We start from the raw sequence: 15188 nt of genomic DNA, 5'->3' as shown, positions 1-15188 counted from the left end.
GGAAGCCGCTGCTGCGTCAATCGTCGGCCTTCTGATGCTGATCAGGCTGATGTCTTGATGCTGCCCGGTCTGTTCAGCGAGAAAGCCGTCAGCGCTGGAGGCGAAGCCTTGGTTTTGGCGCGGGCCATGGCTGCGCTTGGAATTTTGGCGGCATCGTCCGCGTCGGCGTTCGCAGCCTGCCCGATGGAACTCGCCATTTATGGCGAACGCGACGGCGTGGCCGAGATCAACTTCGCCCCGACCGGGAATACGGCGGTGGTCACCAACACATTCCGCATGCTCCTCGAAGATGACGTGGTGCTCGACGGTATCGTGATGTGGACGGAAGCCGTGCCCCGGCCCAACGGCATGCTGATGCACAAATGCCCGAAAGGCGACGTGACCGGGGCTGAGCTTGCGATTTGCACGGTCTGGCAGGGCGTCATCTACACGTCCGATGACAAGGGCAATATCGAGCTTCTGCCCGCCGAAGGCGGCGACGCGCCGGCCAAGCTGATTTTCCCGGATCTCGGCCCTTCGCTGCAAAGATCGGCGGCTTTCGGCGCGGACGGGCTCGCGAAGGTGCCGTGGGATGTTTTTGCATTGAAGGGTTGCCAGGAGTGAATGGCTCCGCCGTGGCAAACCGCCACGCCGGACCATAATTTCAGTGAGCGGGCGAGGCCGCTCAAACCGTACAAGGATGGAAAATGGCTTACGATGTCGTGGTGATTGGAACTGGCCCGGGCGGCTACGTCTGCGCGATCAAGGCGGCGCAACTCGGGCTCAAGACCGCGGTGGTCGAAAAGCGTCCCACCCATGGCGGCACCTGCGTCAATGTCGGCTGCATTCCCTCCAAGGCTTTGCTGCATGCGTCCGAGATGTTCGTGGAGGCCGGGCATTCCTTCGCGGCGCTGGGGGTCGACGTCGGCACGCCGAAGCTCAATCTGAAGAACATGCTGGCGCACAAGGATCAGACGGTCGAGCAGAACGTCAAGGGTCTCGACTTCCTGATGAAGAAGAACAAGATCGACGTGCTCCGCGGGACGGGCAAGGTGCTCGGCGCCGGCAAGGTCGCGGTCGCCGGCGAGGACGGCAAAACCGAAGAGATCGAGACGAAGAACATCGTCATCGCCACGGGATCCGACGTTGCCGGCATTCCGGGCGTCGAGGTCGATTTCGACGAGAAGGTGATCGTTTCGTCGACCGGCGCCCTGGAGTTCGCAAAGGTGCCTGGGCATCTGGTGGTTGTTGGCGGCGGCGTGATCGGGCTCGAGCTCGGTTCGGTCTGGGCCCGCCTCGGTTCGAAAGTCACAGTCATCGAGTTCCTCGACACGATCCTCGGCGGCATGGACGGCGAGGTTGCAAAGCAGTTCCAGCGCATGCTGACCAAGCAGGGTTTCGACATAAAGCTAAGCTCGAAAGTCACGGCTGTGGCGAAGACGAAGAAGGGCGCTTCGGTCACCTTCGAGCCGGTCAAGGGCGGCGATGCCGAAACGGTCGAGGCGGATATCGTGCTGATCGCCACCGGACGCCGGCCCTATACCGATGGGCTGGGTCTTGCCGAAGCAGGCGTCGAACTGGACGATCGCGGCCGGGTCAACACCGACGGGCATCTGAGAACCAATGTTGCCGGCATCTACGCGATCGGCGACGTCATCGCTGGCCCGATGCTCGCCCACAAGGCGGAGGAAGAGGGTGTAGCGGTGGCTGAGATCATCGCCGGGCAGGCCGGACATGTGAATTACGACGTGATCCCGGGCGTGGTCTATACGAGCCCCGAAATTGCGGCGGTCGGCAAGACCGAGGAAGAGCTGAAGAAGGCAGGGATAGAATACAAGGCAGGAAAATTCCCGTTCAGCGCCAACGGACGGGCGCGGGCCATGCTGCATACCGACGGTTTCGTGAAGATCCTCGCCGACAAGGCGACCGACCGGGTGCTCGGCGTTCACATCGTCGGCTTCGGCGCCGGCGAGATGATCCACGAAGCCGCAGTGCTAATGGAGTTCGGAGGCTCGTCGGAAGACCTGGCCCGAACCTGCCACGCCCATCCGACCATGTCGGAGGCAGTCAAGGAGGCGGCGCTCGCCACCTTCTCCAAGCCGATCCACATGTGAGGGCTTTCCTCGCTTCGCCCGCGAGATGACATGCCGAAACGGCCCGCTCGAAAGCGGGCCGTTTTTCTTTTCCAGGTATTACTGCGCGGGGGCCGGAGCAGGCTCGGCAGGCGCCGGAGCCGGTTCAGCCGGAGCGGTTGCATCAGGGGCCGGCGTTGCCGGAGCACTCGCGTCAGGCGCCGGAGCCGTTGCGTCCGGAGCGGGCGTCGCAGGGGCCGTCGCATCAGGGGCCGGCGTTGCCGGTTCGGTCGTCACCGCCTCACCTGTCGGCGTCACGGCAGTATCGGTGCCCGGTGCGAAGACGAAGTAGGCGATGACGGCGAGCACAAGGACCACGGCGGCTATCAGGACGCCGCTGCTGGCGGCTCTCGACTGGACGACATTGCGGTTGTCGACGACGCGCGGATCTTGTGAATTGGCTGGATTAAGCCGCGGATCGGAGCTTAGCGGATCGGCTCCGACGGGCGTAGACGGGTTGTCCGGATCGTTCGCGCGCGGATCCGGTATGCGTGATGGGTCGGCCATAGTCGGTACTCCGTCTGGTTAAGCTGACGGGACAACGCGCAATTGCCGATTCGGTTTCATTTCATTGGAGAGCCGGCCAGAAGACGCCCGGTCGGGCGGGAGCCTTTCATGGCGAAATGCCGGGATGCGTGTAGCGCTACTCGGCCTCTTGTTCGACGGCCGGTCTCTCCGGCACGATCACCGGTGCGGGCGTCGACATGGATTGCTCTGACGCCGTCGTCGCGACGCTTGCAACAACCGTCTTGTCGACCTTGACCGATCTTTGGAATTCGCAGGCGAAAGCCCCGGAAGTCGAGAGGCCAAGAACAGCGGCCAGCAGGAGCGATTTTGTCATGATCGTCATCCTTCGCAATCGATTGGACGGATGAAGACTACCAGAAGTGGCGCAAGGGACAAATCACGCTTTGCGTGAATGGCTCAGCGCACCGCGGAAACGGTATAGCCGTCCTTGCGCAGCAATTCGATCAATCCATTCGGACCGGGAAGGTGCAGCGCGCCCACAGCGATGAAGGCGTTGCCCTCGTCGATCATCGGCGCGGCCTTCGCCGCCATGTTCCGGTTGCGGGCCGTCACCATGGTTTCTTCGAAAGCCGCATAGCCCGCCTCGTCGCCATCCTCGCCGGGGAGCACGGCGCGGAACAAGGGCCAGAACATGCCCGTCTGGCCGCTCTTGTAGAGAACGATCATGGTTTCGATCACGTCGTCGGTGCGATCCCCGAGTTTCAGCGTATCGATCAAACCCTGCATATGGAACTCGATCGGCAGAGACGCCATGGCTTCGAGCTGATCGGCCACCGTTTCGAGACCCTCGAGCCTCTTGCCGGCCGCCTTCGCATCTTCCGCCAGTTTGGCGTCGAGCACCGGGGCGCCGGCCGCCTTGCGCGCGAGCTCGCAGGCGGGAAGCGCAAGCATCGCCGACAGCATCCAAGGCTTCATCTTGGCTACAGTCGCGGGTGGAATGCCGCGCTCGTCGAGCGCGTTTTCGACCGCTTCGGCGTCTTCGGGCGACATCAGCGACATAAGCGTGGTGCCGTCGGTGAACATAGTCAGTTCGGGGTTCTTCATCATGCCGGCAAGCATCTTTGCCGGATCCAGGACTTCCGTCGTTTCGATCACAACGGTCTGCGAGGCGTCGAAAGCGCTTTTCGCTGAAGGCGAGAGGCTGGTGACCCGCGGATCGGTCATATGTATCGTGCCGAACAGGAATGAAGGCTCCTGGCCCGCCTTCTCCAGCTTCCACAGCAGGGAATCGCCATTCGGCGTGGCTGCGGCCTCCGCCCTGATCCTGGCCAGCAGCGCCGGGTCTTCCCGCTCTATGGCGGCAAGCATGTCGACGCCCTTGCAGGCTGGAATTTCGCCGCGTGCCTCGCCGGTCGCGAGCGCGAGCATGACAGCGAAAGAGATCAGGAACAACACATTGGCCGCGGCAAGCAGCTTCAAAGCTGGCATTGCGCTTCGGTCGGCAAGGGCTATCACGCGTTTCATCGGCGCATCGTTAGCCACTAAAAGAGGCGAAACGGTTAACCGGCACTCGAAAATTGTCCAATCGAAGGCATGTGCTACGCGCGGGGGTGAGCGGCTTCGTAGACTTCCAGCAGGCGCGCCGTGTCGACGCCGGTATAGACCTGCGTGGTCGAAAGGCTGGCATGTCCCAGCAACTCCTGGATGGTGCGGAGATCGCCGCCCCTGCCGAGCAGATGCGTGGCGAAGGAGTGGCGCAGCGCGTGCGGCGTCGCCGTGTCGGGCAGGTTCAGCGCGCCGCGCAATTTCTGCATTTCGCGCTGGACGATCGCCGGGTTGAGCGGGCCGCCGCGAGCGCCACGAAACAGCAGCGCCTTCGGATCGAGATCGTAAGGGCACAGCCTGCGGTATTCGGCGGTCGCTTGCAGCGCTATCGGCAACACCGGAACCAGCCGGGTCTTGCCGCCTTTTCCGGTTATCCGGAGCACCATATCGCCTTCGCCAGCAAGCTCGCCGCCGCAAAGGCCGAGCGCCTCGGAAATGCGCAGGCCGGAACCGTAGAGCAGGGTCAGCACGGCGGCGTTGCGGGCGGCGATCCAAGGCTCTTCGGCCAGCTGCTCGCCGCTCGATACGACGCGCCTTGCATCCGATGCCGTCAGCGGCTTGGGCAGCGATTTCGGCTGCTTCGGCGCGCGAAGAGCCGCCGCCCCCGCGGCGTTGACGAGGCCGCGGCGTTCGAGGAAGCGCAGGAACGAGCGGATGGCGGCGAGTCCGCGGCCGAGGGTGCGCGGCCCGGCTCCGCCGGAGCGCCGAGACGCCATGAAGGCGCGCAGGTCGGCCGGCCGGAGCTCGCTGATATCCGCAATAGCGGGCGGACCTGCGCAATGTCCGGTCAGGAACTGGAAGAACTGCCTCGTGTCGCGTTCGTAGGCCTCGACGGTCAGCGCCGACAGCCGGCGCTCCCTGACCAGCATCTTAAGCCAGGCTTCGCGCGCCGCCTGGAGGTCGGGCCTGGCCGAGATGAGAAATTCCTGCATGGCGAGCTATCCGGCGATTCGACGCATGCTGATGCGCCGAAGTTAGCAAGCGGTGAAGAATGGCGCGATTGAAATGCAGTGAGGCGGCGAGTAGGGAATGAACATGTCCAAGCTCAAAAACCCGGTCCAGATGGCCGTCATCGGCGCGCCGCACGGCATCAAGGGTGAATTGCGCGTCAAGACGTTCACCGCCGACCCGCTCGCGCTGGGCGATTACGGACCGCTTTTCACCAGGGACGGGCGATCTTTCGAGATCGCTGGTATCAGGCCGGCAAACACCGTCGTCGTGGTGCGTTTCAAGGAGGTCAAGGACCGCAACGCGGCCGAGGCGCTGGCAGGCACGGAACTTTTCGTCGACCGCTCCGCTCTGCCTGACGAGGGCGAGGATAGCGAATTCTATCACACGGACCTGGTCGGCCTGGTGGTGAGGGACGAGACGGGAACCGAGATCGGCAAGGTAGCGGCGGTGCAGAATTTCGGCGGCGGCGACCTTCTGGAGCTTATCCTCGGCGGCAGGAAGGGGGTTCTGATCCCGTTCACCCAGGCAGCCGTGCCGGTGGTCGACATTGATGGCGGATTCATCGCCGTCGACACGATGGCTGCCGGGCTGGTCGAAAGCGAGGACGATGAACCGGAGGGTGAGAATTTCGATCCGGGAAAGCGTCCGCGCGGGCGCAGCGATGCGGGAGACAACCGGTGAGTTTTCGCGCGACCGTCCTGACCCTCTACCCCGAAATGTTTCCCGGCCATCTCGGCCTGTCTCTCGCCGGCCGGGCGATGGAAACCGGAACGTGGTCGCTGGAAGCCGTGCAGATACGCGACTTCGCCACCGATCGGCACAGGACGGTGGACGACACGCCGGCCGGCGGAGGTGCGGGCATGGTGATGCGCGCCGACATCCTTGCCCGGGCCATCGATCACGCTTCGCCCGCGGGCGATGCGCGCCCGCGCATCCTGATGAGCCCGCGCGGAAAGCCGCTGACGCAGGAGCGGGTGCGCGAACTCGCGGACGGGCCGGGAGCGGTGATCTTGTGCGGCCGCTTCGAAGGCGTCGATCAGCGTGTGATCGACGCGCGCGCGCTGGAGGAAGTATCGATCGGCGACTTCATCCTGTCCGGCGGCGAACCGGCGGCGCTTGTGCTGCTCGACGCGGTCGTTCGGCTGCTGCCGGGCGTCATGGGCAATGAGGTTTCGGGTAATGAGGAGAGCTTCGAGAACGGACTGCTCGAGCATCCGCACTATACGAGGCCGCAGGAGTTCGAGGGCCGGGCGATTCCCGAAGTGCTGACGTCCGGCAATCACGCGAAGATCGCGGCTTGGCGGCGCGAGCAGGCCGAGCGGCTGACCAGGGCGCGCCGCCCCGATCTGCTCGCTGCAAAGGATTAGCTTGGCGACATAGTAGAAGGTCCGCCCTGCATTTGCACCCATGTGGCAAAAAAGACGGGCGCTGGAGGTGACAAACGCGCCGGAAGCGTGTATGCGCGCAGCCCAACCGGCAATATTCGACCGGGACCCGTCAACAAGGACGGTGAATTCGCCCCTGTCTCGCTTCCGTCTGGAAGAAAGGCATAGCCGAGCGGTCAATGGGACTGCAACGCAAGCGCCGGGCGCTCTGGCTGTTGAGAACCAAGAAGAGGTAAAGGCGATGGACATCATCCGTCAGCTCGAGGCCGAACAGGCCGCGAAAATTGAAGCGAAACGCACGCTTCCCGAATTCCAGCCAGGCGACACGGTGCGCGTGCAGGTGCGCGTGACCGAAGGCAGCCGCACCCGCGTGCAGGCCTATGAAGGCGTGGTGATCGCGCGCTCCGGCTCCGGCTTCCAGGAAAGCTTCACCGTGCGCAAGATCTCCTATGGCGAGGGCGTGGAGCGCGTGTTCCCCGTGTACTCGCCGATGGTCGAAGGCGTCGAAATCGTTCGCCGCGGCAAGGTTCGCCGCGCCAAGCTCTATTATCTGCGCGATCGCCGCGGCAAGTCGGCCCGCATTTCGGAAAACACCGGCGTTCGCGCCCGCAAGCTCAATGACGCCGAGCGCGACGCGCTGAACGCCGAAAAGGCGCGCATCGAGGCCGAGAAGATTGCTGCCGCCGAGGCTCTGGCAGCCGAAAAGGCCGCTCAGGAAGCCGCTGAAAAGAAGGCCGCCGCCGAGGCTGCAGCCGCCGCGGAAGCCGAAAAGCCGGCCGAGACCGCCGCCGAATAAGCCTGGCGGAAATTCTTCAAAGGCGGCTTCGGCCGCCTTTTTTGTTGGGGGAGAAGATGAACGAGTTTTCAGCCGCTAATTTGCGTAACTGGGACAATCGCGCCGAACTGCATTCGAGCGACACCACCGGCAGCTACCGAATAGCCAAGGTGCTGGCCGGAGGCTCCTCGCTGCACGCTCTGGAAGCCGGCGAGATCGGCGACATCTCCGGCAAGGATATTGTCCACTTGCAGTGCCATATCGGCCTCGACACGATCAGCCTGAAGCATCTGGGCGCGAAGAGCGCGACCGGTCTCGACTTTTCGCCGAAAGCGATCGAGGCGGCGCGCGGGTTCGCCGCCAATGCCGGAGCCGATGTCCGCTTTGTCGAGGCGTCGGTGTTCGATGCCGCCGAGGCGCTCGGCCAGACCTACGACATGGTGTTCGTCACCTGGGGCGCGATAAACTGGCTCGACGACATCTTTGCCTGGGCCAGGGTCGTGGCGGCGCTGCTACGGCCCAACGGCAAACTCTATCTGCTGGAGGGGCATCCGGCGATGAACCAGTTCGAGGCGCGTGAAGGCAGGCTGGAACTGGAATTCGGTTGGCGCACGCCAGTGGCGGAGCCGCTGGTATTCGACGAGGCACAGACCTATACGGGCGACGCGCGGGCGCTGACGAACACGCGCTGCTATGAATGGATCCACCCGCTCTCCGACATCGTCAACGCGCTGATCGCGGCCGGGCTGTCGATCGACTTTCTGCACGAGCACGAGATCGTCGTCTGGAAGGCGTTTCCCTTCGTGGTGGAGGCGGGAGAGGATCAGTTCGTGCTTCCCGAAGGCATGCCGAAGATCCCGATGTCGTTTTCGATCGGTGCGACGAAGCGGTAATCGGCCTGATCATGCTGTCTTCCGATATCCTTATCAGGCCGCTGGTCGAAACCGATGCCGGTCAGTATTGCGCGCTGAGGCTGGAGGCTCTGCGCGACAGCCCGCTGTCTTTCGGAGCGAGCATCTCGGACGAGGAAGCGCTGTCTGATGAAGAGATGATCAGGCGCGCCGTGCCGGCCGCCCCCAGCGTTCGTTTGGTGCGTTCGCCGGGGAAAGGCTCGTCGGCACGGCGACCTATATCCAGAACACCCGCGAGAAGACCAGGCACAAGGGCACGATGGTGGCGGTCTATGTCGCGCCCGATTGGCGTGCGGCCAGACTGGGGCGAAAGCTCGTCGAAAGGATCATTACCCATGCGCAAGCGCTGGGCGTGATGCTTCAATGCACCGTGACAGCCGAAAACACCGCCGCGCGCCGGCTCTATCGCTCGCTCGGTTTTCAGTCCTACGGTCTCGAGCGGGATGCGTTATGCGTGGACGGCCGCTTTTTTGATGAAGAATTGCTGGCTCTGGACCTGCGCCGTCCAGCAAAATAGCAGGCTGCATGGCTTGTTTGCCGCTGGACGGCGGCTAAACTCGCCGGACCATTCTGTTTCCGCAAAGCTTGGGAGCGAAACATGACTTCAAAAATTTCTCTGGCCGGATTGCTGGCTGTGCTTCTGATGCCGGCTTTGGCTTTCGCTCAGGCGCTGCCCGATCTCGGTGGGAAGAATGTTGTTGTTGTCACCGAGAACGCCTATCCGCCGCTGCAGTTCGTCGATCCCAAGACCGGAGAGCAGATCGGCTGGGAATATGACGCGATGAACGAGATCGCCAAGCGGCTGAATTTCAAGGTCGAGTACCAGAACACCTCGTGGGACGCGATGATCCAGGCGGTCTCCGACGGCCAGTACCAGATCGGCATGACCGGCATCACCATCAAGGACGATCGCAAGGAGAAGGTCGACTTCTCGGACCCCTATATGCGCTCGGAAATGCGCATGCTGGTTCGCGCCGACGAGAACCGCTTCACCGACCCCAAAAGCTTCGCCGCGATGACCGACGGCCTGATCGCCACGCAAGCCGGCACGACGCCGTTCTATGTCGCGGTCTACGAGGTGCTCGACGGCGATGAGCAGAACCCGCGCATCAAGCTGTTCGAGACCTTCGGCGCTTCCGTGCAGGCGTTGAAATCGGGCGACGTCGATCTGGTGCTGACCGACGGCGTCGCGGCGAACGGCTATGTCGAAGCGTCGGAGGGTAAGCTCAAGGTGATCAGCGGCCCGCTCGGCACCGAGGATTTCGGCTTCATCTTCGCCAAGGGTTCCGACCTCGTTGCGCCGGTCAATGCCGCCATAGCGTCTATGAAGGCCGACGGCACCATCGATGCCCTCAACAAGAAGTGGTTCCTCGACTACAAGATGGGGCAGTAAGCCCGGCCTATCGAGGATGCTTGGCTTCCCGGATTTGCCGACTCGCAACGGTTGCGCGCGCCGTACCGCGCAGCCCTGACTGATGCCCCCTTCCGCCAAGCCTGAGAAGGAATTCCCCTGGTGGCTGGCCGCCGCCGGGGCGCTTGCCGTCGCGGCGGCGCTGTTCATCGCGGCCAGCGATCTCTATTCGCAGGTGTTTTCCATCGTCGCCAAGGGCATCGGCGTAACCGTTTTCGTCACGCTGGTCGGCTATACGCTGGCTTCCGCGCTCGGCCTCGCAATCGCGCTTCTCGGCCTGTCCGGTTCGGTCTGGCTGCGTCAGGCCGCGCGCTTCTATGTCGAGATCGTCCGCGGCATTCCGATCCTGGTCCTCTTGTTCTGGATCGCCTTCGTTGGCGCGCCTGCCTTCGTCGTGCTGTGGAACTGGATTTCCTATCCGCTGCAGGCCGCCGGGATAACCGAGCCCATGCAGGTGCGCGACGTTTCCTTGATGTGGCGCGCGATCATCGCGCTCACCATCGCCTATTCGTCCTTCATCGCGGAGATATTCAGGGCCGGCATCCAGGCCGTCGACACAGGTCAGATCGAGGCAGCCAAGGCGCTTGGCCTGTCGCGCTACCGGCGCTTCCGCCACATCATCTGGCCGCAGGCGTTCCGCACCATCCTGCCGCCCTACGGCAATGATTTCATCGCCATGGTCAAGGACAGCTCGCTGGTTTCCGTGCTTGGCGTCGCCGACATCACCCAGATGGGGAAGGTCTATGCTTCCGGCTCGTTCCGCTTTTTCGAGACCTACTCCATAGTGGCCTATATTTATCTGGTGCTGACGGTCGGCCTGTCGCTCGGGCTGAGGGGGCTGGAACAGCGCCTGCGAAGGGGACGCATGGCATGACTGCCAATCGCGACAAATCGGCGCTCGAGCAGGTCTATACGGCGCGGACTGCGGACGAACTGGCGCAAGCCTATGCAGCCTGGTCGAATGCCTACGATCGCGAGACCGCGGCCTCCGGCTATTGCCTGCCCTTCATGATCACAAGCTGGGTCGCGCGCTATGTCGGCAGGGACGCTGACGCGCTGCTCGATGCCGGCTGCGGCACCGGCCTGTCCGGTCCCTATCTGCGGGCGCTGGGCTACAACCAAATCGATGGTCTCGATCTTTCCGAAGAGATGTTGGCTCTCGCCGCCGCGCGCGGCGCGTATCGAGAACTTCGGCGTGCCACGCTCGGCGAGATGCTGCCTTGGCCGGACGACCATTTCGCCGCGTTCTTTTCGACCGGCGTCTTCACCGAAGGCCATGCCCCGGCTTCGAGCCTCGACGAACTGGTGCGCATAACCCGGCCCGGCGGCCATGCGATCTTCACCGTTCGCGACACGGTTCTGCTGGGCGGAAAATTTCGCGAGCAATTCGCGGTGTTGGAGCAGGCGCACCGCTGGCGGCAGGTCGAGGAGAGCCCATCGTTCCGCGCCTTCGCCGTGGCCGAGCCCGAAGTGCTGGTGCAGGCGTTCGTATTCGAGATCCTGTAGCCAACCGCCCTCCGGAACCGCCTTCCAGCCGGCACGTTACTGCCGTGTCGCTCGAGGGTTTTATGGAACAGCTTCTGGAAGAATTCGGCCACCGTACATTCACGGGATTTCCGGTAATAGCCGCCAGGCTGCTTCTGGCAACGATCTTCGGCGCAGCGATCGGCTTCGAGCGCGAATGGCGCAATCGTCCCGCGGGCTTGCGAACGCATATTCTCGTTTGCGTCGCCTCAGCGACCTTCGCCATTCTGACCATCGAGATCGTCAATGCGCCGATGTTCGTTGACGATGCGGTCCGGCTCGACCCGATCCGCGTGGTCGAGGCGGTGACCGCAGGAGTGGCCTTCCTCGCTGCCGGAACGATCCTGTTTGCGCGCGGCGAGGTGCACGGACTGACGACCGGCGCCGGAATGTGGCTGGCCGGCGCCATCGGTCTCGCCGCCGGGCTTGGCCTTTGGCAGATCGCCGCCTTCGGCACTGTGCTGGCCTTGATCGTCCTGGGATTGCTGCAAACACTCGAGACCCGGCTCGACCTGAACAAAGGTCCGGATTTCAACAATTCGGCAGGGGGCGACAAAGCCCAGCGGACGGTCGAGCCCAAGCCGGATGATCCCTCGCATGCGCAGCCATCGGATCGGTAACTCTGGGCGCAGTGTAGGGGATCGCAGTGTTTCGCTGCCGGCGGAGGCAATTGCCCAACTCCCAAAACATTGATAAGAGCGCCGCATGGAAGAACTGTTCGGAAATCCGGCCTACAAGGGTTTCGTGCTGCAGGACAAGAAGCGCCTGCCTGCACGGTTCTTTGCGCGGATTTCCGGCGCACTAACCAGCCGACTTATCTGAGCCTGTCACTCGGGCCGGCGGCTTACGGCTTCGGCTGAAGTCCTTTATCTCTTCCTCATCGACGGATTTACGCAAATGAGCGCACCGCGCACCCTCTACGACAAGATATTCGACGACCATGTCGTCGACCGCCAGAACGACGGCACCTGCCTGCTCTACATCGACCGTCATCTTGTGCACGAGGTGACCAGCCCGCAGGCCTTCGAAGGGCTGCGCATGACCGGCCGCAATGTACGGCATCCGGAAAAGACGCTCGCCGTGGTCGACCACAACGTGCCGACCTCGCCCGACCGCAAACTCGGAATCAAGAATGAGGAAAGTCGCATTCAGGTCGAGGCGCTGGCGAAGAACGCCGCCGATTTCGGCGTCGAATACTATTCTGAGAAGGATCGCCGCCAGGGCATCGTTCACATCGTCGGCCCGGAGCAGGGCTTCACGCTGCCGGGCATGACCATCGTTTGCGGCGACAGCCACACCTCGACGCACGGCGCCTTCGGCGCGCTGGCGCACGGCATCGGCACGTCGGAAGTCGAGCACGTTCTGGCCACCCAGACGCTGATCCAGCGCAAGGCCAAGAACATGCTGGTGCGGGTCGACGGGGAATTGCCCGCCGGCGTCACCGCCAAGGACATCATCCTCGCCATCATCGGCGAGATCGGCACGGCCGGCGGCACCGGCTACGTCATCGAATATGCCGGCGAGGCGATCCGCGCGCTGTCGATGGAAGGGCGCATGACGATCTGCAACATGTCGATCGAAGGCGGCGCCCGCGCTGGCCTGATCGCGCCGGACGAGACTACCTACGCCTATGTCAAGGACAAGCCGCGCGCGCCTAAAGGCAAGGCATGGGACATGGCGCTCGAATACTGGAAGACGCTGAAATCCGACGAGGGCGCGCATTTTGACAAGGTGGTGGTGCTCGACGCTGCCAATTTGCCGCCGATCGTGTCATGGGGTTCGTCGCCGGAGGATGTCGTCTCGGTCCAGGGCGTCGTGCCAGATCCGGCGGAAATCGCCGACGAGAACAAGCGCACCTCGAAGCAGCGGGCGCTGGACTATATGGGTCTGACGGCCGGTACCAGGATAACCGATATCGAACTCGACCGTGTCTTCATCGGCTCCTGCACCAATGGTCGCATCGAGGATCTGCGCGAGGTGGCGAAGGTCGTCGAGGGCAAGACGGTCAATCCGCGCGTCAACGCGATGATCGTGCCGGGATCGGGACTGGTCAAGGAACAGGCCGAGGCCGAGGGGCTGGACAAGATCTTCATCGCCGCCGGTTTCGACTGGCGTGAGCCGGGCTGCTCGATGTGCCTGGCGATGAACGACGACAGGTTGAAGCCGCACGAACGCTGCGCTTCGACCTCGAACCGCAATTTCGAGGGACGCCAGGGTTTCAAGGGCCGTACTCACCTGGTCTCGCCGGCCATGGCGGCGGCGGCGGCTATCGCCGGGCATTTCGTCGACATTCGCGAGTGGAAATAGACGTGCTCTGATGATCGCCCGGCCTGCGGGGCGGATTTTCCGTTTCGCAGCTTGGGCTTAACCGCTTGTTTGCGCCTTGCCGCTAGACATTCCGCAAGGGAAGACGGGCAGGGAAGCGGTTGGACACTCGCCTAATCATAGCGCTGCTTAATCCTGGGATCGCCCTTGTTCTCGCATCGGCGTTCCTGGCGCTGTGGCTTCATCAGCGGCTCAGGCTTTATCTGGCGGTGCTGGCGTCGGCATATTCCGCCTCCGCGGTCGGTTTCCTGCTGCAGTATTTCATCCTGCCGGTCGGGCAGGAACTGACCAAGCTGCTCTCCAACCTGTGTTTCACGCTTGCCGCTACCTGCCTCGCCGGCGCCGTCGTGGCGCGCTATGGCAGGCGGGTGCCGTATGCCGCGCTCGGTATTCTGGGCCTCGGCGGCATGATCGCCTTTTGCTGGTTCCTGTTCGTCCGGCCCGAACTCACATGGCGGATCTACGCAATCAATTTCGCTTTCGGCGGCATCAGCCTTGTCGTTGCAGCCGAATTGCGCACGGTTCGACGAAACGGCCCGACGGAATCGATTCTCTTCGTGCTGTCGCTGCTTGCCGCGCTGAATTTCTTCGTGCGCACGATCATAGCTTTGAAAATCAATGGGCCTTTCAACACCTATGAGGGACTTCAGGATTCCCTCTACTGGACAACCTCGCTTCTGTCGCACGCGCTTCTGTCGCTTGTCATCGCGCTCAGCCTGTTCACCGCAGCAGCGCTCGACATCCTCAAGGGACTCAAGGCGGAATCGCATACCGATCCGCTGTCGGGGCTGCTCAACCGGCGCGGCTTCGAGGAACGGGCGACCGCTATGCTGAAGCGGTCGCATGACAGCGGCGTGCCGGCCGCGCTGGTGATCGCCGACCTCGATCATTTCAAGGCGGTAAATGACACATTCGGCCATGCTGTCGGCGATCAGGTGATTGCGGCCTTTGCGGCGCAGTTGCGTTCCAAGGCTAGAAAAAGCGCAATCCTGGGCCGGCTTGGCGGCGAGGAATTTGCGATCCTGTTTCCAGGCGACCTGACGGCTGCGCGCATGTTTGCCGAAGACGTCAGAACCTCGTTTTCGCAGCACGGCTCAAGCGGGCTGCCGGCGAGTGCAAGGGTCACCGCAAGCTTCGGCGTCGCTGTGGGCGAGGAAGAACTCTCGGCGCTTCTGCGCCAGGCCGACGAAGCGCTCTACCAGGCCAAGAGGAACGGCCGCGACAGCGTGCGGATTTCCTATCGGCGCCCGCAACAACGGACGATCGCGCCGGCAGGCGTTCGCTACGCCTGACAGCCCAAGGATCAGTCGCCCGGCGAAAAACGCCGCACCAGTTCGTGGAATTCGTCGCGCAAACCCGGTATGTCCTCTGCAACGATGAGCGCCAGTTCGTGCTCTTCGAAGAGCCGGAACCAGTCGTCCCACTCGACCAGTTCGTAGCCGCCGGCATTGACCGGGCGTTCGGCCTGGTCCTGGTCCTCGTAGGCATTCTGGCCGAAAACGATCCGCAGCATCGGCTGTGTACCGCCCTCCGGAGAGACATCTACGATGGCCGGCGAGCCGGCGCGGGCGGCGGCCCAGTCGCGAATGGCTTCGTGGTCGGTCAGCATGATCGTGTTGGCCATTTCAATCTCTCCGTGTCGCTCATCCGAAACGAAGACTAAGGGCCGGCGGTTCCAAGCCCCCCGCCAGGCAGTGCGTCAAAATCGCCCGTGCGTTTTGC

The 15188-nt window shown here is 63.2% G+C and carries 18 protein-coding genes; 13 read left to right on the top strand and 5 right to left on the bottom strand.

Annotated features, from left to right (window positions below; all coding sequences use genetic code 11):
• The first annotated feature begins 126 nt into the window (after positions 1-126).
• Together ABVK50_RS24715 and lpdA are read left to right on the top strand one after the other, a co-directional pair.
• Positions 127-603 carry a hypothetical protein gene (locus tag ABVK50_RS24715; protein WP_353644069.1) on the top strand — a complete coding sequence of 159 codons (477 nt, stop codon included), beginning with the start codon at positions 127-129 and terminating at the stop codon, positions 601-603.
• Between the two features lie 83 nt (positions 604-686).
• Complete coding sequence (gene lpdA, locus ABVK50_RS24710; protein ID WP_353644070.1) at positions 687-2093, top strand: dihydrolipoyl dehydrogenase; 1407 nt, start codon at positions 687-689, stop codon at positions 2091-2093.
• Positions 2094-2171: 78 nt separating this feature from the next.
• Here the strand turns inward: lpdA and ABVK50_RS24705 are convergent, their stop codons facing one another.
• The 4 genes from ABVK50_RS24705 to ABVK50_RS24690 all read right to left on the bottom strand — a co-directional run bounded on the left by ABVK50_RS24705 (position 2172) and on the right by ABVK50_RS24690 (position 5116).
• Positions 2172-2618 carry a hypothetical protein gene (locus tag ABVK50_RS24705; RefSeq protein WP_353644071.1) on the bottom strand — a complete coding sequence of 149 codons (447 nt, stop codon included), beginning with the start codon at positions 2616-2618 and terminating at the stop codon, positions 2172-2174.
• A gap of 136 nt (positions 2619-2754) precedes the next feature.
• The gene (locus ABVK50_RS24700) at positions 2755-2952 is read right to left on the bottom strand and encodes a hypothetical protein (protein WP_353644072.1); all 198 of its coding nucleotides are present in this window, start codon (positions 2950-2952) and stop codon (positions 2755-2757) included.
• Between the two features lie 83 nt (positions 2953-3035).
• Positions 3036-4103 (bottom strand): TraB/GumN family protein, encoded by a 1068-nt coding sequence (locus ABVK50_RS24695; RefSeq protein ID WP_353644073.1) that lies wholly within the window; start codon positions 4101-4103, stop codon positions 3036-3038.
• A gap of 74 nt (positions 4104-4177) precedes the next feature.
• Positions 4178-5116 (bottom strand): tyrosine recombinase XerC, encoded by a 939-nt coding sequence (locus ABVK50_RS24690; protein ID WP_353644074.1) that lies wholly within the window; start codon positions 5114-5116, stop codon positions 4178-4180.
• Between the two features lie 103 nt (positions 5117-5219).
• Here ABVK50_RS24690 and rimM point away from each other — a divergent pair, with 103 nt between their 5' ends.
• From rimM to ABVK50_RS24635, 11 genes are all read left to right on the top strand, one after another.
• Positions 5220-5816, top strand: coding sequence for a ribosome maturation factor RimM (gene rimM, locus ABVK50_RS24685; protein WP_353644075.1), 597 nt, complete (start codon positions 5220-5222; stop codon positions 5814-5816).
• Entirely contained in the window at positions 5813-6502 is a 690-nt protein-coding gene (gene trmD, locus ABVK50_RS24680) for a tRNA (guanosine(37)-N1)-methyltransferase TrmD (protein ID WP_353644076.1), read from the top strand. The genes rimM and trmD overlap by 4 nt, the downstream gene beginning before the upstream one ends.
• A 259-nt stretch (positions 6503-6761) precedes the next feature.
• Positions 6762-7316 carry a 50S ribosomal protein L19 gene (gene rplS / locus ABVK50_RS24675; RefSeq protein ID WP_353644077.1) on the top strand — a complete coding sequence of 185 codons (555 nt, stop codon included), beginning with the start codon at positions 6762-6764 and terminating at the stop codon, positions 7314-7316.
• A 56-nt stretch (positions 7317-7372) separates the two neighbouring features.
• The gene (locus ABVK50_RS24670; RefSeq protein WP_353644078.1) at positions 7373-8188 is read left to right on the top strand and encodes a class I SAM-dependent methyltransferase; all 816 of its coding nucleotides are present in this window, start codon (positions 7373-7375) and stop codon (positions 8186-8188) included.
• A 238-nt stretch (positions 8189-8426) separates the two neighbouring features.
• The gene (locus ABVK50_RS24665; protein WP_353645825.1) at positions 8427-8723 is read left to right on the top strand and encodes a GNAT family N-acetyltransferase; all 297 of its coding nucleotides are present in this window, start codon (positions 8427-8429) and stop codon (positions 8721-8723) included.
• Between the two features lie 81 nt (positions 8724-8804).
• Complete coding sequence (locus tag ABVK50_RS24660) at positions 8805-9599, top strand: transporter substrate-binding domain-containing protein (protein ID WP_353644079.1); 795 nt, start codon at positions 8805-8807, stop codon at positions 9597-9599.
• 82 nt (positions 9600-9681) lie between these two features.
• Entirely contained in the window at positions 9682-10491 is an 810-nt protein-coding gene (locus ABVK50_RS24655) for an amino acid ABC transporter permease (RefSeq protein ID WP_353644080.1), read from the top strand.
• On the top strand, positions 10488-11123 hold the full coding sequence (locus ABVK50_RS24650) for a class I SAM-dependent methyltransferase (protein WP_353644081.1): 636 nt from the start codon (positions 10488-10490) through the stop codon (positions 11121-11123). Before ABVK50_RS24655 ends, ABVK50_RS24650 begins: the two co-directional genes overlap by 4 nt.
• Before the next feature lie 62 nt (positions 11124-11185).
• On the top strand, positions 11186-11761 hold the full coding sequence (locus ABVK50_RS24645; RefSeq protein WP_353644082.1) for an MgtC/SapB family protein: 576 nt from the start codon (positions 11186-11188) through the stop codon (positions 11759-11761).
• Between the two features lie 277 nt (positions 11762-12038).
• Positions 12039-13448 (top strand): 3-isopropylmalate dehydratase large subunit, encoded by a 1410-nt coding sequence (leuC, locus tag ABVK50_RS24640; protein ID WP_353644083.1) that lies wholly within the window; start codon positions 12039-12041, stop codon positions 13446-13448.
• A 119-nt stretch (positions 13449-13567) separates the two neighbouring features.
• Positions 13568-14758 carry a GGDEF domain-containing protein gene (locus ABVK50_RS24635; protein WP_353644084.1) on the top strand — a complete coding sequence of 397 codons (1191 nt, stop codon included), beginning with the start codon at positions 13568-13570 and terminating at the stop codon, positions 14756-14758.
• An 11-nt stretch (positions 14759-14769) separates the two neighbouring features.
• On the opposite strand, the gene ABVK50_RS24630 is transcribed toward ABVK50_RS24635, so the two are convergent.
• Positions 14770-15090, bottom strand: coding sequence for a hypothetical protein (locus tag ABVK50_RS24630; RefSeq protein WP_353644085.1), 321 nt, complete (start codon positions 15088-15090; stop codon positions 14770-14772).
• Between the last annotated feature and the right edge of the window lie 98 nt (positions 15091-15188).

The organism is Mesorhizobium sp. WSM2240 (assembly GCF_040438645.1).
Taxonomy (GTDB): domain Bacteria; phylum Pseudomonadota; class Alphaproteobacteria; order Rhizobiales; family Rhizobiaceae; genus Allomesorhizobium.
This window is presented reverse-complemented; position numbering and strand designations above follow the sequence as displayed.